General features: G+C 30.8%; 20 protein-coding genes. 18 read left to right on the top strand and 2 right to left on the bottom strand.

Annotation, left to right across the window (positions count from 1 at the left end):
• Positions 1–10 precede the first annotated feature (10 nt).
• From rplF to P161_RS0100960, 17 genes are all read left to right on the top strand, one after another.
• A complete protein-coding gene (rplF, locus tag P161_RS0101040) occupies positions 11–556 on the top strand; it encodes a 50S ribosomal protein L6 (RefSeq protein ID WP_026775246.1) in 546 nt (181 codons plus the stop codon).
• An 11-nt stretch (positions 557–567) separates the two neighbouring features.
• Complete coding sequence (gene rplR / locus P161_RS0101035) at positions 568–918, top strand: 50S ribosomal protein L18 (RefSeq protein WP_026775245.1); 351 nt, start codon at positions 568–570, stop codon at positions 916–918.
• A 3-nt stretch (positions 919–921) separates the two neighbouring features.
• Positions 922–1,446 carry a 30S ribosomal protein S5 gene (gene rpsE / locus P161_RS0101030; RefSeq protein WP_036841128.1) on the top strand — a complete coding sequence of 175 codons (525 nt, stop codon included), beginning with the start codon at positions 922–924 and terminating at the stop codon, positions 1,444–1,446.
• A gap of 11 nt (positions 1,447–1,457) precedes the next feature.
• Complete coding sequence (rpmD, locus tag P161_RS0101025; protein WP_026775243.1) at positions 1,458–1,640, top strand: 50S ribosomal protein L30; 183 nt, start codon at positions 1,458–1,460, stop codon at positions 1,638–1,640.
• Positions 1,641–1,654: 14 nt separating this feature from the next.
• On the top strand, positions 1,655–2,104 hold the full coding sequence (rplO, locus tag P161_RS0101020) for a 50S ribosomal protein L15 (protein WP_026775242.1): 450 nt from the start codon (positions 1,655–1,657) through the stop codon (positions 2,102–2,104).
• A 13-nt stretch (positions 2,105–2,117) separates the two neighbouring features.
• On the top strand, positions 2,118–3,440 hold the full coding sequence (gene secY, locus P161_RS0101015; protein ID WP_026775241.1) for a preprotein translocase subunit SecY: 1,323 nt from the start codon (positions 2,118–2,120) through the stop codon (positions 3,438–3,440).
• Position 3,441: 1 nt separating this feature from the next.
• Entirely contained in the window at positions 3,442–3,657 is a 216-nt protein-coding gene (infA, locus tag P161_RS0101010) for a translation initiation factor IF-1 (protein ID WP_004568721.1), read from the top strand.
• A 68-nt stretch (positions 3,658–3,725) separates the two neighbouring features.
• Complete coding sequence (gene ykgO, locus P161_RS0101005) at positions 3,726–3,842, top strand: type B 50S ribosomal protein L36 (RefSeq protein ID WP_004568720.1); 117 nt, start codon at positions 3,726–3,728, stop codon at positions 3,840–3,842.
• Entirely contained in the window at positions 3,842–4,207 is a 366-nt protein-coding gene (gene rpsM / locus P161_RS0101000; protein WP_026775240.1) for a 30S ribosomal protein S13, read from the top strand. The genes ykgO and rpsM overlap by 1 nt, the downstream gene beginning before the upstream one ends.
• An 89-nt stretch (positions 4,208–4,296) precedes the next feature.
• Positions 4,297–4,680: a 30S ribosomal protein S11 gene (gene rpsK / locus P161_RS0100995; protein ID WP_026775239.1), complete on the top strand. Its 384-nt coding sequence runs from the start codon at positions 4,297–4,299 to the stop codon at positions 4,678–4,680.
• A 156-nt stretch (positions 4,681–4,836) separates the two neighbouring features.
• Positions 4,837–5,442, top strand: a complete 606-nt coding sequence (gene rpsD, locus P161_RS0100990) for a 30S ribosomal protein S4 (RefSeq protein WP_026775238.1) — start codon at positions 4,837–4,839, stop codon at positions 5,440–5,442.
• Between the two features lie 92 nt (positions 5,443–5,534).
• Positions 5,535–6,527 (top strand): DNA-directed RNA polymerase subunit alpha, encoded by a 993-nt coding sequence (locus tag P161_RS0100985; protein WP_026775237.1) that lies wholly within the window; start codon positions 5,535–5,537, stop codon positions 6,525–6,527.
• A gap of 147 nt (positions 6,528–6,674) precedes the next feature.
• Positions 6,675–7,157, top strand: a complete 483-nt coding sequence (gene rplQ, locus P161_RS0100980; protein ID WP_026775236.1) for a 50S ribosomal protein L17 — start codon at positions 6,675–6,677, stop codon at positions 7,155–7,157.
• Positions 7,158–7,347: 190 nt separating this feature from the next.
• A complete protein-coding gene (carA, locus tag P161_RS0100975; protein WP_026775235.1) occupies positions 7,348–8,466 on the top strand; it encodes a glutamine-hydrolyzing carbamoyl-phosphate synthase small subunit in 1,119 nt (372 codons plus the stop codon).
• Positions 8,467–8,731: 265 nt separating this feature from the next.
• A complete protein-coding gene (eno, locus tag P161_RS0100970; protein ID WP_026775234.1) occupies positions 8,732–10,021 on the top strand; it encodes a phosphopyruvate hydratase in 1,290 nt (429 codons plus the stop codon).
• A gap of 251 nt (positions 10,022–10,272) precedes the next feature.
• Positions 10,273–11,559 carry a citrate synthase gene (locus P161_RS0100965; RefSeq protein WP_026775233.1) on the top strand — a complete coding sequence of 429 codons (1,287 nt, stop codon included), beginning with the start codon at positions 10,273–10,275 and terminating at the stop codon, positions 11,557–11,559.
• 71 nt (positions 11,560–11,630) lie between these two features.
• A complete protein-coding gene (locus P161_RS0100960; protein ID WP_026775232.1) occupies positions 11,631–12,545 on the top strand; it encodes a dimethylarginine dimethylaminohydrolase family protein in 915 nt (304 codons plus the stop codon).
• A 4-nt stretch (positions 12,546–12,549) separates the two neighbouring features.
• On the opposite strand, the gene P161_RS0100955 is transcribed toward P161_RS0100960, so the two are convergent.
• Positions 12,550–13,290 carry a hypothetical protein gene (locus tag P161_RS0100955; RefSeq protein ID WP_026775231.1) on the bottom strand — a complete coding sequence of 247 codons (741 nt, stop codon included), beginning with the start codon at positions 13,288–13,290 and terminating at the stop codon, positions 12,550–12,552.
• A gap of 72 nt (positions 13,291–13,362) precedes the next feature.
• Positions 13,363–14,184, bottom strand: a complete 822-nt coding sequence (locus P161_RS0100950) for a class I SAM-dependent methyltransferase (protein ID WP_026775230.1) — start codon at positions 14,182–14,184, stop codon at positions 13,363–13,365.
• Positions 14,185–14,286: 102 nt separating this feature from the next.
• Between P161_RS0100950 and P161_RS0100945 the strand changes: the two genes are divergently transcribed.
• Complete coding sequence (locus P161_RS0100945; protein ID WP_026775229.1) at positions 14,287–16,818, top strand: M14 family zinc carboxypeptidase; 2,532 nt, start codon at positions 14,287–14,289, stop codon at positions 16,816–16,818.
• The last annotated feature ends 76 nt before the right edge of the window (positions 16,819–16,894 follow it).

Below are 16,894 nucleotides of genomic sequence, written 5' to 3'. Positions count from 1 at the left end.
TCTTTAAGAAATGAGTAGAATAGGAAAAAATCCCATTAGCATTTCACAAGGTGTAGATGTTAACGTAAAAGACAACGTAGTTACTGTTAAAGGAAAATTAGGAGAGTTATCTCAAACTATTTCTGACGGAATTACAGTTGAAATTGAAGATGGTGTTATCACTTTAGATAGAGCATCAGAAAGTAAAGACCATAAAGCACAACATGGTTTAATGAGAGCTTTAATCGCTAATATGATTGAAGGTGTAAGTAAGGGTTGGACTAAGGATTTAGAATTGGTTGGTGTAGGTTACAGAGCCTCTAATCAAGGACAAAAATTAGATTTAGCTTTAGGTTTCTCTCATAATATTGTTTTAGAAGTAGCTCCAGAAGTAAAAGTTGAAACAATATCTGAGAAAGGGAAAAACCCAATCATTAAATTATCTTCATTTGACAAACAATTAGTTGGTCAAATTGCTGCAAAGATTAGATCTTTCAGAGCACCTGAACCTTACAAAGGAAAAGGAGTTAAGTTTGTTGGTGAAATATTAAGAAGAAAAGCAGGTAAATCTGCATAATATATAGTATTATGGCATTATCAAAGCTACAAAGAAGGTTAAGAATTAAGCGTAGAATTAGAAAAATCATTTCAGGTACTGCTACAAAACCAAGATTATCGGTTTATAGAAGTAATAAAGAGATTTACGCTCAATTGATAGACGATGTAAACGGAGTAACAATTGCTTCAGTTTCATCTAGAGATAAAAATATTAAAGCAACTACTAAGTCTGAAGCTTCAACTGAAGTTGGGAAGTCGATTGCTGAAAAAGCTATAAAAGCAGGAATTGAAAATGTTGCTTTTGATAGAAACGGATATTTATATCACGGAAGAGTTAAAGTATTAGCAGATGCTGCAAGAGAATCTGGTTTAAAATTTTAAGAAATTATGCAAGGATATAAAAACGTAGAAAGAGTTAAACCAAGCGGATTAGAGCTTGTAGATAGATTAGTTGGTGTACAACGTGTAACTAAAGTAACAAAAGGTGGTAGAGCATTTGGTTTCTCTGCAATTGTAGTTGTTGGTGATGGTAATGGCGTTGTTGGTCATGGACTAGGAAAATCTAAAGATGTTTCATCTGCAATTGCGAAAGCTGTTGAAGATGCTAAGAAAAATTTAGTAAGAATACCTATTTTAGAAGGAACTTTGCCTCATGAGCAAAAAGGTAAGTTTGGTGGAGCAAAAGTGTTCATCAAACCTGCTTCTGCTGGTACAGGAGTTATTGCTGGTGGTGCAGTTCGTGCAGTATTAGAATCAGTGGGAATACATGATTGTTTATCAAAATCTCAAGGATCTTCTAATCCTCATAATGCAGTAAAAGCAACTTTTAATGCCTTATTACAATTACGTAGTGCTGTAGATGTTGCAAAACAAAGAGGTATATCTTTAGAAAAAGTATTTAACGGATAAATCTAAAAACGATGGCAAGAATAAAAGTTACACAAGTAAAAAGTCAAATCGGTCGTCTTCAAAGTCAAAAAAGAACTTTAGAAGCTTTAGGTTTACGTAAAATGCACCAAACTGTAGAACATGAGGCAACTCCTTCAGTAATTGGTATGGTAAATACAGTTAAACACTTAGTTTCTTTCGAAGAAATTAAATAAGATATTTAAATAAAATGAGTTTACATAATTTAACACCTGCAGAAGGTTCCGTTAAAAAGGAAAAGAGAATAGCAAGAGGTGAAGGTTCTGGTAAAGGTGGTACTTCTACAAGAGGTCACAATGGTCAGAAGTCACGTTCAGGATATTCTAAAAAAGTTGGATTTGAAGGTGGTCAAATGCCACTTCAGAGACGTGTGCCAAAATTTGGTTTTACAAATTTAAACCGTAAGGAATACCAAGGGATCAACTTAGATAAATTACAATCTTTAGTTGATAACGGAACTATTTCAGATACAGTTAATTTAGAAATTTTAGTTGCTAATGGTTTAGCAGGTAAAAATGAACTAGTTAAAATACTAGGGAATGGAGAGTTAAAAACTAAATTGAACATAACTGCACATAAATTTTCAGCAACCGCAAAAGCAGCTATCGAAGCAGCTGGTGGGGAAGCTGTTACTTTATAAGAATTCTTAAAGGATGAATTTAATTAATAGATTAAAAGAAATTTTTAGTATTGAAGAATTAAAAAATAAGATTCTTCTAACAATCGGTTTAATTGCTGTATATCGTTTTATGGCGGCTGTTCCATTACCTGGAGTAGATCCTTTACAATTAGCAGCATTAAAAGATAGTACTCAAGGAGGTCTTTTAGGATTATTGAATGCATTTACAGGAGGAGCATTTGCTAGAGCATCAGTAATGGCTCTTGGTATTATGCCCTATATTTCAGCTTCTATTGTAGTTCAGTTAATGGGAATTGCGGTTCCTTATCTACAAAAATTACAAAAAGATGGTGAAAGTGGTCGTAAAAAAATAACACAGATAACGAGATGGCTAACTATTGGTATTACTTTAGTTCAAGCACCAACTTATATCACAGCTATTAAAACACAATTTGGTTTAGGTCCTGAAGCTTTTTTAGTAAGTGGAGCAACTTTTTGGGTTTCATCTATAATTATTCTTACTGCAGGTACAATTTTTGCTATGTGGTTAGGAGAACGTATCACTGATAAAGGAGTTGGAAATGGAATTTCCTTATTAATTACGGTTGGTATTATAGCTAATTTCCCAGCTGCTTTTTTACAAGAATTTGTTGCTAAAACAACAAATGCTGGAGCAGGTGGAATCATGATGATTTTAATTGAAATTATTGTTTGGCTTGTAGTTATTTTACTTACAGTTTTATTAGTAACCGCTGTTAGAAAGATTGCAGTTCAATATGCTAGAAGAACAGTAGCAGGAAGTGTTCAAAACGTTGCAGGTTCAAGAGATTATATTCCATTGAAGTTAAATGCTGCTGGTGTTATGCCAATCATTTTTGCACAAGCAATTATGTTTTTACCAATGGCTTTAGGAAATAAGTTTCCTTTTTTATCAGGTTTAACAGATATTAACGGATTAAGTTATAATTTAATATTTGCAATTTTAATCATTGTTTTTTCTTTCTTTTATACTGCAATTACTATTCCTACGAATAAGATGGCAGATGATTTAAAGAGAAGTGGTGGTTTTATACCAGGAATAAGACCAGGAAAGGATACAGCAGATAGATTAGATTCTGTATTGTCTAGAATTACTTTTCCAGGATCAATATTTTTGGCAGCTTTATCAATCTTACCAGCTATAGCATTTCAATTTGGAATTCAGCAGAGTTGGGCAATGTTTTACGGTGGTACATCATTGATTATTATGGTTGGTGTTGCAATTGATACTTTACAACAAATTAATTCGTATTTATTAAATCGTCATTATGATGGTTTAATGAAAGCAGGAAATAGTAATAGAAAATCTAATAAATAATATGGCTAAACAATCAGCAATACAACAAGATGGGACTATTACAGAGGCATTATCAAATGCAATGTTTCGTGTAGAATTAGAAAATGGACATATTGTAACAGCACACATTTCTGGTAAAATGCGTATGCATTATATCAAATTATTACCTGGTGATAAGGTGAAATTAGAAATGAGTCCTTACGATTTATCGAAAGCGAGAATAACTTATAGATATTAAAAATTAAATAATTAGAAGATTGAAGGATTATTTTTAATCTTTTAATTTTTAAATAAAAATTAGAAACGATGAAAGTTAGAGCATCAGTTAAAAAAAGAAGTGCCGACTGCAAAATAGTACGCAGAAAAGGTAGATTATATGTAATTAATAAACAAAATCCTAGATTTAAACAAAGACAAGGGTAATGGCAAGAATAGCAGGTATTGATATTCCAAAGAATAAAAGAGGTGTTATCGCTTTAACTTACATCTTTGGTATAGGGAACAGCAGAGCTAAACAAGTTTTAGCAGATGCAAAAGTAGATGAAAGTATTAAGGTTCAAGATTGGACTGATGATCAAATCGCAGCAATTAGAGAGCAAGTAGGTTCTTTCACAATAGAAGGTGAATTACGTTCTGAAGTTCAAATAAACATCAAACGTTTGATGGATATTGGTTGCCAAAGAGAAATTCGTCATAGATTAGGTTTACCTTTAAGAGGACAAAGAACTAAAAACAATTCTCGTACAAGAAAAGGTAAGAGAAAAACAGTAGCTAACAAGAAAAAATAAGTTAGAGATTAAACTTGTTATTAACTACTAGTGTGCCGTAATTTTTATATTACAATTTACTAGAAAGTAATAACAGAACACCAAATATTATGGCAAAAGCAAGTGCAAAAAAACGTAAAGTAATAATTGATGCTATTGGAGAAGCGCATGTAACTGCATCTTTTAACAATATCATTATTTCTTTAACAAATAAAAAAGGTGATGTTATTTCATGGTCATCAGCTGGAAAAATGGGTTTTAGAGGTTCTAAAAAGAATACTCCTTACGCAGCTCAATTAGCAGCAGAAGATTGTGCAAATGTTGCAAAAGAAGCAGGTTTACGTAAAGTAAAAGTGTATGTTAAAGGTCCAGGAAATGGAAGAGAGTCTGCAATTAGATCTATCCACAATGCAGGTATTGAAGTAACTGAAATTATAGATGTTACTCCTATTCCTCATAATGGATGTCGACCACCAAAAAGAAGAAGAGTTTAAGAAAATTATATATTTTAAGTAGATTTAGATTTTTTTTTCTAAATCTACTTTGTTATATAACACAATTAGTATTTATTTATATTTTTAATCAATTAGGATTTAAGATTATCGAAGGAGAAAGCCTTAATTCATAATCCCTAATTTAACAACAACGAAATGGCAAGATATACAGGACCAAAAACTAAAATTGCTCGTAAATTTGGCGAGGCAATCTTCGGAGAAGATAAAAACTTCGAAAAAAGAAACTTTCCTCCAGGACAACATGGAAATGCAAGAAGAAGAGGAAAAAAATCTGAATATGCAACTCAATTAATGGAGAAGCAAAAAGCTAAATATACCTATGGTATTTTAGAGCGTCAATTCAGTAACTTGTTTAAAAGTGCACAAGCTGCATCTGGAATTACAGGTGAAATCTTATTACAATTATGTGAATCTCGTTTAGATAACGTAGTTTACAGAATGGGAGTTTCTAACTCAAGAAGTGGAGCTCGTCAATTAATTTCTCATAGACATATTACAGTTAATGGTGCTATCGTTAACGTACCATCTTACCAGTTAAAAGAAGGAGATGTAGTAGCTGTAAGAGAAAAATCTAAATCTTTAGTAGCTATTGAAGATGCATTAGCTTCTAACAGTAATGTTTATGAATGGTTAACTTGGAATAATGATACTAAAACTGGAACTTTTGTGAAAGTACCAGAAAGATTACAAATTCCTGAGAACATCAAAGAACAATTAATCGTAGAATTATATTCTAAGTAATATTAATAATATTGAAATTTAGCCAAAGGATTTATTTGTACTTCTTCACACTCATAAATCGCGCAACTAAATAACAATTAAAAAGAAGAAAAATGGCAATTTTAAATTTTCAAAAACCTGATAAGGTTATTATGATTGAATCTACAGATTTTTCTGGTAGATTTGAATTTAGACCTTTAGAACCAGGATTTGGTTTAACTGTTGGAAACGCTTTAAGAAGAGTACTTTTATCTTCTCTTGAAGGGTTTGCAATTACATCTTTACGAGTAGATGGTGTAGAACATGAGTTCTCTACTGTTGCTGGTGTTGTAGAAGATGTTACAGAAATTATTTTAAACTTAAAACAAGTACGTTTTAAGAAGCAAATAGATGAAACTGATAGAGAAACTGTATCTGTTTCAATTTCTGGTCAAGAGCAATTTACTGCTGGAGATTTACAGAAATTTATTTCAGGTTTTCAAGTATTGAATCCTGATTTAGTAATTTGTAATATGGATAAGTCTGTGAAGTTAAACGCAGAAATTACAATTGAAAAAGGTAGAGGATTTGTGCCTGCTGAAGAGAACAAAAAAGCATCTGCTCCTATAGGAACAATTTTTACGGATTCTATTTACACTCCAATTAAGAATGTAAAGTATGCAATTGAGAATTTTCGTGTAGAACAAAAAACGGATTACGAAAAATTAGTATTCGATATTGATACTGATGGTTCAATTAATCCTAAAGATGCATTAACTGAAGCAGCAAAAATCTTAATTCATCACTTTATGTTATTCTCTGATGAGCGTATCACTTTAGAAGCAGATGAAATTGCACAAACAGAAACGTATGATGAGGAATCATTACATATGCGTCAATTATTAAAAACTAGATTAATCGATATGGATTTATCTGTGAGAGCTTTAAATTGTTTAAAAGCAGCAGAAGTTGATACATTAGGAGATTTAGTTTCTTTTAATAAAAGTGATTTAATGAAATTTAGAAACTTTGGTAAAAAGTCGTTAACAGAGCTAGAAGAATTAGTGATTGTTAAAGGATTAAGTTTTGGAATGGATTTAACAAAATATAAATTAGATAGAGATTAATACTAAAAACATATAAAAATATTAGAAGTTACTATTAATTTCTAATATTTTTGTATGATGTATTTTATCATCAATATTAAACATTAATTTTTCATATTTTGCTCCTCAAAATGGGTAGATGCAAGATGAAAGTATAAGACAAACAAAATGAGACACGGAAAAAAGCATAATCATTTAGGTAGAAAAACAGCTCACAGAAAAGCAATGTTAGCTAATATGACATGTTCTTTAATAGAACATAAACGTATTAATACAACAGTTGCTAAAGCGAAAGCTTTAAGAGTTTTTGCAGAGCCTTTAATTACAAAGTCTAAAAGTGATACAACTCACAACAGACGTATCGTTTTTTCTCACTTACGTGATAAATTTGCTGTTACAGAATTATTCAAAGAAATTTCTGTAAAAGTGGCTGACAGACCAGGAGGTTATTTACGTATCATAAAGTTAGGTAATCGTCAAGGAGATAATGCTCCTATGGCTATGATTGAATTAGTTGATTACAACGAACTTTATAATCCTAAAGGAACAAAAGCTAAAAAATCTACACGTAGAAGTAGAAGAGGAGGATCTAACAAAACAGAAACTGCTCAAGTAGAAACTACTGCTACTGAAGAAAAAACAGAAGAATAAAGAATGAAAATTTTTAATTCATATAAAAAAGGGATAAACGTTTACGTTTATCCCTTTTTTTATGTTTTCGGAATTCTATTGCTCTCAAAATCATAAATAGTATACTATTTAATTATTTTGTTAAGCACAAAATTTAGAATTATAAAAATAAATATTTTGTAAATTTGTAATCTCAGAAATATAATCATCAATGAAATATCAACAAAGAAAAAAAGCATTAGTATTATTAGAAGACGGAACAATTTTTTACGGTAAATCTGTAGGAATTGAAGGAACAGCTACTGGAGAAATTTGTTTTAATACTGGTATGACTGGATATCAAGAAATATTTACGGATCCATCTTATTTTGGACAATTAATGGTTACCACGAATGCACATATTGGTAATTATGGCGTAAATGATAATGATGTAGAATCCGATGGAATTAAAATTTCGGGATTAATTTGTAGAAATTTTAGTTTTACACATTCTAGAGTAGATTCTGATGGAAATTTGAAAGACTATTTTACAAAGCATAATTTAGTTGCAATTTCTGATGTTGATACTAGAGCCTTAGTTTCTTATATTAGAGATCATGGAGCTATGAATGCAATAATATCTACAGATGTTGATAATATTGATGCTTTAAAAGAACAATTATCTAAGGTTCCAAGCATGGAAGGTTTAGAGTTAGCATCGCAAGTATCTACGAAAGAGCCATATTTTGTAGGTGACGAAAATTCAGATATTAGAATATCTGCTCTTGACATAGGTATTAAAAAGAATATTTTAAGAAATTTATCAAAAAGAGGCGCTTATATAAAAGTGTATCCATACAATTCATCTTTTGAAGATTTATCATCTTTTAATCCTGACGGATTTTTTATCTCAAATGGTCCAGGAGATCCTGAACCTTTAACAGATGCAATTGAATTAGCTAAGGAAATTATCAAAAGAGATTTGCCTTTATTTGGGATTTGTTTAGGGCATCAAGTTATTGCCTTATCACAAGGAATATCAACCTATAAAATGCATAATGGACATAGAGGAATTAATCATCCAGTAAAAAATTTACTAACTACAAAAGGTGAAATTACTTCTCAAAATCATGGTTTTGCTATTAATAGAGAGGAAACTGAAGCGCATGAACAAGTTGAAATTACACATGTGCACTTAAATGATCATACAGTTGCAGGAATTCGCATAAAAGATAAAAATACATTTTCTGTTCAATACCATCCAGAAGCAAGTCCTGGACCTAATGATTCTGTATACTTATTTGATCAATTTATAGCAAATATAAAAGCCTCAAAAGAAGTTTTGTCTTAGTTTAAACGTTATTCGTCTATCGTTAAAAGTAGTTCGTCATTTTTTAGGATTTAATTTATATATATGTTGTATCTTTGAAGTGTGATTGAAAAATCACATTCTTTTTCATAGCAATTTTCCCACTCAATTTATTGAGTGGGTTTTTTTATGTATATAAGGTAGCAAACGTTTTCGTAATTAATTAAATACATTTTCTTAAATTCTTTTTACATTTTGTAATTTAGCAGAAGTAACTGAATATTAAATTAATTAAACAAAAAATATAATGAGTATTATCATAAACGTTCATGCACGTCAAATTTTTGATTCAAGAGGAAACCCAACAGTAGAAGTTGACGTAACTACAGAAAATGGAGTTTTAGGTAGAGCAGCTGTACCATCTGGAGCATCTACAGGAGAACATGAAGCTGTAGAATTACGTGATGGAGGAAAAGATTACATGGGTAAAGGAGTCTCTAAAGCAGTAGAAAATGTAAATACGTTAATTGCTGAAGAACTTTTAGGAGTTTCTGTTTTTGAACAAAATAGTATTGATAAATTAATGATTGATTTAGATGGAACTCCAAATAAATCGAAATTAGGAGCCAATGCAATTTTAGGAGTTTCTTTAGCAGTAGCAAAAGCTGCAGCTAATGAATTAGGAATGCCTTTATACAGGTATGTTGGTGGTGTTTCTGCAAACACGTTACCTTTACCAATGATGAATATCATCAATGGTGGTTCTCATTCTGATGCACCTATTGCTTTTCAAGAATTTATGGTGATGCCAGTAAAAGCTAAAAATTTTACAGAAGCTATGAAAATGGGTTCTGAAATTTTCCATAATTTAAAGAAAGTTTTACACGATAGAAATTTATCTACAGCTGTTGGAGATGAAGGTGGTTTTGCACCAAATTTAGAAGGAGGAACAGAAGATGCACTAGAAACTATTGCTTTAGCTGTAAAAAATGCTGGCTATTCTTTTGGTGATGAAATTATGATTGCTTTAGATTGTGCTGCTGCAGAATTTTATGTAAATGGTAAATACGATTACACAAAATTTGAAGGAGAAACAGGAAAAATTCGTACCTCTGAAGAACAAGCAGATTATTTAGCTGAACTAGCAGCTAAATATCCTATTATCTCTATTGAAGATGGTATGGATGAAAATGATTGGGAAGGTTGGAAATATTTAACAGATAAAATTGGTGATAAAGTTCAATTAGTTGGTGATGATTTATTTGTGACGAATGTAGAACGTTTAGGAAGAGGAATCGAAAACGGAATTGCAAACTCAATTTTAATAAAAGTAAATCAAATTGGTACGTTAACAGAAACTATTGCAGCTGTAAACATGGCTAAAAATGCTGGTTACACTTCTGTAATGTCTCACAGATCTGGAGAAACTGAAGATAATACTATTGCAGATTTAGCTGTAGCTTTAAACTGTGGTCAAATTAAAACAGGGTCTGCTTCACGTTCTGATAGAATGGCTAAATACAACCAATTATTAAGAATAGAAGAGGAATTAGGAGATGTAGCTTATTTTCCTAAACAGAATGCGTTTAATTTATAAACTAAGAATTTTTAACTTTAAATATTAGTCCTTTTTTATCTTAAAAAAAGTATTAATTTTCTAAGAAAAAATCTAATATATTTATACTAAGAGCCTTGTGATTTTTGCAAGGCTCTTCTGTATATATTAAAGAATTGTTAAATCAATACTACTTATTTTTTAATATTAAAAATCTATGCTCTACGCCTTTTAAGGTATTGTAAAAATTGGTATCTTCGTGATTAGATAATTATATAAAAAAATCACCATAAATGTCAGATATAGCTAAATTACAAATTGGAGACAAATCCTACGAATTTCCTTTAATTAAAGGAACAGAAAATGAACTTGCCATAGATATAAAATCTTTAAGAGGGGTAACAGATTCAGTAATTACGATAGATCCAGGTTTTAAAAATACAGGTTCTTGTGAAAGTGCTATTACATTTTTAGATGGTGAAAAAGGTATTTTAAGATATAGAGGATATCCTATTGAGCAATTAGCAGAACAAGCTACTTTTTTAGAAGTTTCTTATGCATTAATTTTCGGTGATTTACCAACTATAGAGCAACTAAAAAAGTTTAAACAAGATATTTGTGATCAATCTATATTAGATGAAGATGTAAGAAAAATTGTAGAAGCTTTTCCTAAGTCTGCACATCCAATGGGTGTAATTTCTTCATTAACATCTGCATTAACAGCATTTAATCCTTCTTCTGTGAATGTAAATTCTGAAGAAGATATGTATAGAGCTATCGTAAAAATATTAGGAAAATTCCCTGTATTAGTAGCTTGGACAATGCGTAAAAAACAAGGTTTGCCATTAGATTATGGAGATTGTAGTTTAGGATATGTAGAAAACATGTATAAAATGATGTTTAAGCAACCTAACAAAGAATTTGTTACAAATGATATTGTTGTAGAAGCTTTAAACAAATTATTAATTTTACATGCAGATCATGAGCAAAACTGTTCTACATCAACTGTAAGAATTGCTGGTTCTTCTCACGCAGGATTATTCGCTTCTTTATCAGCAGGAATTTCTGCACTTTGGGGACCACTTCATGGAGGTGCAAACCAAGCAGTTTTAGAAATGTTAGAAGCAATTAAAGCGGATGGTGGAGACACTAAAAAATACATGGCAAAAGCTAAAGATAAAGATGATCCTTTTAGATTAATGGGCTTTGGACATAGAGTTTATAAAAACTTTGATCCAAGAGCAAAAATCATTAAAAAAGCAGCAGATGAAGTTTTAAATGATTTAGGTGTAGAAGATCCTATTTTAGCAATCGCAAAAGGGTTAGAGCAAGAAGCATTAAACGATCCTTATTTTGTTGACAGAAAATTATATCCAAATGTAGATTTCTATTCAGGTATTATTTATAGAGCTATGGGGATTCCTGTAGAAATGTTTACAGTAATGTTTGCTTTAGGTCGTTTACCAGGTTGGATTGCTCAATGGAGAGAAATGAGATTGAACAAAGAACCAATAGGAAGACCTCGTCAAATTTATGTAGGAAAAACTACAAGAGATTTTATAGATATTGATAAAAGATAAAAAATAATACTATTTTTACTAAATAATTAAAAGCTTCATAATTTATGGAGCTTTTTTTAATGATAAAAGATATGTTACAACTTAATATTCAGAATGAAACTGCCAGTTTAAAAGCAGTAATTTTAGGAACTGCAAAAAGTAATGGGGCAATTCCTACACCAGAAGATTGTTATGATCCTAAAAGTTTACAACATGTTTTAAATGGAACATACCCAAAAGAGGAAGATATGATTGCAGAAATGGAAGCTGTTGCAACCATTTTTAAAAAATATGATATTAAAGTTTTTAGACCTGAGATTATTGAAGATTACAACCAAATATTTTCTAGAGATATTGCTTTTGTTATTGAAGATAAACTTATTAAGGCAAATATTTTACCTGATAGAGAAAAAGAATATTTAGCGATACAAGATGTTTTAGATCAAATTAATCCGAAAAATATAATTCATTTACCAGAAGAATGCCATGTAGAAGGTGGAGATGTTATGCCTTGGAATGAGTATATTTTTGTGGGTACATATTCAGGAGACGATTATGCAGATTTTATAACTGCAAGAACAAACGTGCAAGCTGTTAAAGAAATTCAAAAAATATTCCCAAATAAGATTGTAAAAGCTTTTGAGTTAAGAAAATCGAACACGAATGCTAAAGAAAATGCATTACATTTAGATTGCTGTTTTCAACCAATAGGAAAAGACAAAGCAATTCTTCATAAAAATGGCTTTTTGATTGAGAGTGAATATGAGTGGTTGCTAAATTATTTCGGAAAAGAGAATGTTTTTGAAATTACAAAAGAAGAAATGTTTCATATGAACAGTAATATTTTTTCTATTTCTGAAAAAGTAATTATCTCTGAACAAAATTTTACAAGATTAAATAATTGGTTAAGAGAAAACGGATTTATAGTAGAAGAAGTGCCTTATACAGAAATTGCGAAACAAGAGGGTTTATTGCGTTGTTCTACATTGCCATTAATTAGAGCGTAAATTTTTAATCGGGCAAAACAGTAAGATAAATTTTTAAAATACTTTCGTTTACATAATCAGCATTCTTTGTAAATGCTTTGATAATTAACATAGTATTTTGCCCAATAAATTCTTTTTCAATTTTAAAATTGAATCTTTTTGATTTTTGATTGATTCTTAATTTCCCAGTAAAATGAGATAGTTGGTATTCAATTTCTCTATCTTTTGGGTCATTAGCCTCCACTAATAACTCATACGCATCACCAACTTTTAAAATCGGTTTTTCTTGGTTTTCTTTATTTGAGTTTGTCCAAGAAGTGCCTAAATTATCAGATATTTTTGTGATTGTTATAAAATAATCATCAACCGAATTATGTTTATTGTTATAAATTGTAATGGTATTCTTTAAATCTGATACAATTCCAGATAGTAAATCTTCTTGACTTTTAATTAAATCTTTTCCGTTATTCATTATTTTTTTGAAGTGTTCTACTTCATTAAAAAAGACAAGAAATCTTTTTTTATCGCCTAAAATAGGAGCAAATTTTTGCCAATTTTCATCAATAACTAACCCCAAATGTTCAAAATCAGCATAAAAAATTATTCTCTTTTCGAATAGAAAGCCATCGTTTTTATCTTGTTCAACAGTTCTTTTTTGAAACCATTTATTCGATATATTTTTAGGAATTTTATAATCGCTTTCATCAGCATCACCAAGAACATCAATAATTAATTTTCTTAAGGTGTTTTCATATTGTTTTATCATGGGTTGCAATTCAGGGTAAAATATTTATTCTTTTATCAATTTTAACAAAGATACAAAAAGGTTTTTGAGGGGTTACTTCCTAACAGCAATCATTATATGAGGACTAAAAGGCAATAAATACTCATCATTTTGAGTCAGGTTTTGCAAGGCTTTTAACGTTTTCGATTTCTTTTTATCGAGCATATTTGCAAAATATTGATTGTCTAACCAAATCATTCCTTCTACTGCAAAAAGGTTGATGAATTTTAAATCTTGTTCTAAAAATTCGGCTTTTAAATCTTTTGGTTTGTGATAATAAGCATCTGCCAATAAAAAAGGAAATTCTTTTGGAGCATTATGGATTCCCGTTGTTAATTCTTCTTTACACATATCATAAAAAGCTTTGTGATGAATCATATCATTTAGCAAACCCACAACAGTTGATGCTGTTGCATTGATGGCGAAACCTAAAATAATTCCGTCTTTTTTAACAACTCTTTTAGCTTCTAAAATGGCTGCAACTCTATCTTCTCTTTTTTGCAAATGATATAAAGGTCCATGAAGAATTACCAAATCAGCAATAGCATCACCATAAGGTAATTTTTTAGCCTCACCAATTTGAACCGAAAACGGATTTTTTAGTTTTTTAGCTCTTTTTTTAGCAAGCTTTATATGTTTTAAAACAGGTTCTATTAAATGGACTGTATGCTTATTTGATGCTAACCATTCACTGTATTTTCCTGTTCCTCCACCAACATCAATAATTGTTGCTTTTGGTTTGGAGATATGAAGTTCTATTAACTCTTTAATACGTTCAAATTCAAAAATGCCCATTCCTTTTTCAAGTCGGGTTTCTTCTGAAGCTTTGTTGTAAAAATCGTTTAGTTCTTTACTGATAAGTGGTTCGTTTTTCATCTTTTAAAATATACTCAAAAATAAACTAATATTTTGAATGTTAAATTAAATCAATGATTCCTATTTAATCATTATTTTAGTGCACTAACCAATTGCACTACAATGAAACTTTACAAGCACGTTTTTACAGTTATACTTACAGTATTTTTAGCCCAATCATCAATTGCACAAGATTATTACTTTAAAGAGAAAGCACCTTTTGATGAAAAAATACCAACACCAGAAGAATTTTTAGGTTATAAAATAGGAGAACATCATACAAGACACGATTTAATTGTTGCCTATTTAACAAAACTATCAGAAATTTCTGATAGAGCATCCATCGAAATTTATGGGAAAACACACGAAAAAAGAAAGCTGGTGATGTTTGCAGTTACATCACCCAAAAACCTTCAAAATTTAGCGCCTATAAAATCGCAACATTTAGCATTCGTAAATACAGATGCCAATGTTAAAAATTATGATGAAGTTCCAGTAATTATTCAATTAGGGTATAATGTGCATGGAAATGAGCCTTCAAGTTCAGAAGCAGCTTTGTTAACGGCTTATACTTTAGTAGCTTCTAATAGTGATGAAGTTTTAAATTATTTAAATAAATCTGTCATTTTTATAGATCCAACTATCAATCCTGATGGGAGAGACAGGCACACACAATGGGCGAATCAATATCAAGCAAAAAACTTAGTTTCTGATAATATTGATGCAGAACATAATGAAGGTTGGCCAAGAGGAAGAACTAATCATTATTGGTTTGATTTAAACAGAGATTGGTTATTGGCTGTGCATCCAGAAAGTCAAGGAAAATTAAAATGGATGCATTCCTGGTATCCAAATGTAGTAACCGATTTTCATGAAATGGGCACCAATAGTCATCACTTTTTTGAACCTATGAAACCAATCGGTTCTATGGATCCAATAATGCCAAAAGAAAATTATGAAGATTTAAATAATTTATTTGCGCCTTATTTTGTAAACGCTTTAGATAAAGTTGGTTCTTTATATTACACCAAAGAATCTTTTGACGGAACCTATCCTGGCTATGGATCTTCGTATCCAGATTTACAAGGAGGTTTGGCGTTGTTGTTTGAACAAGCAAGTTCTAGAGGGCATGTGCAAGATACAGATTATGGAAAAATCACTTTTCCTTTTACGATCAGAAATCAATACATTTCCACTTTTGCAACCATTAAAGCAGCTGTTGAAAACAAAAGTTTCCTACGAAAATATCAGCAAGAATTTTTTAAATCTGCTGTAACAAAAAAAGCAACATCTGGTTTTGAAGGCTATGAGTTTCAAGAAAAATACGATAAAAACAGAGAGAAGGCATTTGTAAATCAACTGTTAACCCATAAAATAAAAGTTTACAAAAGTGGAAACACCTATACAGTTCCACTAAAACAGCCCCAACATAGAATGGTGCAAACCATGTTTGAAACCTATGATACGTATAGAGATAGCGTTTTTTATGATGCTTCAGCTTGGAGTTTGGCGAACTTTTACAACATAAAATATGAAGGTAAAAAATCAGTAAAATTAGGTACAGAGATTACATCCACAGAAAACTTTGAAAAAAATGCTGCAATTCAAAAAACGGAATATGCGTATATTATAGATTGGGATGCTTACAATACACCAGCTGCTTTGTATTATATGCAAACCAAAGGATTGATTGCTGCTGCTGCCTTTAAACCTTTTTCAATCAAAACTTCAGCAGGCGAAAAAAGTTTTAATTATGGTAGTTTACTAATTCCTGTTAGCAAACAAAAACTTAAAAGTGATGAGGTTTATAAAATCATAAAACTAGCACAAGAAAAATTTGATATTCCTGTTTATGGCACTAATAGCGGATATAGTTTAAAAGGAATTGATTTAGGAAGTAATAACTTTAGAGCTTTGAAAAAGCCAAAAGTGGCCATACTTATTGGTGAAGGAGTTAACTCTTATGAAGCAGGAGAAGTTTGGCATTTACTAGATACAAGAGTGCATATGCCAATCACCAAAATTAGAATGACCAATTATAACAGCGCTAATTTAGACAAATACAATACGTTGGTGATGGTTTCCGGGAATTACAATCAATTAGATTCTATTCAAAGAAACAAGTTGAAAGATTGGACTACAAAAGGAAATACGTTAATTACAATTGCTGGTGCATCAAAATGGGTGATTGATAAAAAATTAGTCAAAGAAAGTTTGACTAAAAAGCCAAAAGATACCACCAACAAAGAAGTACAAAGATTGCCTTATGTAGATGCTTCAGAAAATTCTGGAAGAGAAAGAGTAGGAGGCGCAATTTTTGAAGTCGATTTAGATGTAACACATCCTTTAGGGTTTGGGTATCGTGCTTCAAAATTACCAGTTTATAAGAATAATATGGTGTTTTTAGCCCCAAGTAAAAGTGCTTATGGAACAGTGGCTAAGTATTCAGAGAATCCACATATTGATGGATTTATCTCAAAAAATAACTTAGAAAACTTTATAAAACCCTCAGCCTCTTTATTGGTAAGTAAAATGGGTAGTGGTAGAGTTGTGTTATTTGCAGACAATCCTAATTTTAGAGGTGCTTGGTATGGAACTAATAAGTTATTTTTAAATGCACTTTTTTTAGGAGGGGAAATTAGCGTTCCTCAATAGTTTTATACAAATGTGTCACCTTGAGCGCAGTCGAAAGGTCTTGATGGATTTCTCGACTTCGCTCAAAATAACAAGA

Source organism: Polaribacter sp. Hel_I_88, assembly GCF_000687935.1.
Taxonomy (GTDB): Bacteria; Bacteroidota; Bacteroidia; order Flavobacteriales; family Flavobacteriaceae; genus Polaribacter.
This window is presented reverse-complemented; position numbering and strand designations above follow the sequence as displayed.

Coding starts and splice junctions, on each gene's coding strand:
- rpsM (WP_026775240.1), top strand. CDS start 3,842: ATGGCAAGAATAGCAGGTATTGATATTCCAAAGAATAAAAGAGGTGTT.
- carA (WP_026775235.1), top strand. CDS start 7,348: ATGAAATATCAACAAAGAAAAAAAGCATTAGTATTATTAGAAGACGGA.
- P161_RS0100950 (WP_026775230.1), bottom strand. CDS start 14,184: ATGAAAAACGAACCACTTATCAGTAAAGAACTAAACGATTTTTACAAC.
- secY (WP_026775241.1), top strand. CDS start 2,118: ATGAATTTAATTAATAGATTAAAAGAAATTTTTAGTATTGAAGAATTA.
- rplO (WP_026775242.1), top strand. CDS start 1,655: ATGAGTTTACATAATTTAACACCTGCAGAAGGTTCCGTTAAAAAGGAA.
- P161_RS0100955 (WP_026775231.1), bottom strand. CDS start 13,290: ATGATAAAACAATATGAAAACACCTTAAGAAAATTAATTATTGATGTT.
- rpmD (WP_026775243.1), top strand. CDS start 1,458: ATGGCAAGAATAAAAGTTACACAAGTAAAAAGTCAAATCGGTCGTCTT.
- eno (WP_026775234.1), top strand. CDS start 8,732: ATGAGTATTATCATAAACGTTCATGCACGTCAAATTTTTGATTCAAGA.
- ykgO (WP_004568720.1), top strand. CDS start 3,726: ATGAAAGTTAGAGCATCAGTTAAAAAAAGAAGTGCCGACTGCAAAATA.
- rplQ (WP_026775236.1), top strand. CDS start 6,675: ATGAGACACGGAAAAAAGCATAATCATTTAGGTAGAAAAACAGCTCAC.
- P161_RS0100985 (WP_026775237.1), top strand. CDS start 5,535: ATGGCAATTTTAAATTTTCAAAAACCTGATAAGGTTATTATGATTGAA.
- rpsD (WP_026775238.1), top strand. CDS start 4,837: ATGGCAAGATATACAGGACCAAAAACTAAAATTGCTCGTAAATTTGGC.
- P161_RS0100965 (WP_026775233.1), top strand. CDS start 10,273: ATGTCAGATATAGCTAAATTACAAATTGGAGACAAATCCTACGAATTT.
- infA (WP_004568721.1), top strand. CDS start 3,442: ATGGCTAAACAATCAGCAATACAACAAGATGGGACTATTACAGAGGCA.
- P161_RS0100945 (WP_026775229.1), top strand. CDS start 14,287: ATGAAACTTTACAAGCACGTTTTTACAGTTATACTTACAGTATTTTTA.
- rplR (WP_026775245.1), top strand. CDS start 568: ATGGCATTATCAAAGCTACAAAGAAGGTTAAGAATTAAGCGTAGAATT.
- rplF (WP_026775246.1), top strand. CDS start 11: ATGAGTAGAATAGGAAAAAATCCCATTAGCATTTCACAAGGTGTAGAT.
- P161_RS0100960 (WP_026775232.1), top strand. CDS start 11,631: ATGTTACAACTTAATATTCAGAATGAAACTGCCAGTTTAAAAGCAGTA.
- rpsK (WP_026775239.1), top strand. CDS start 4,297: ATGGCAAAAGCAAGTGCAAAAAAACGTAAAGTAATAATTGATGCTATT.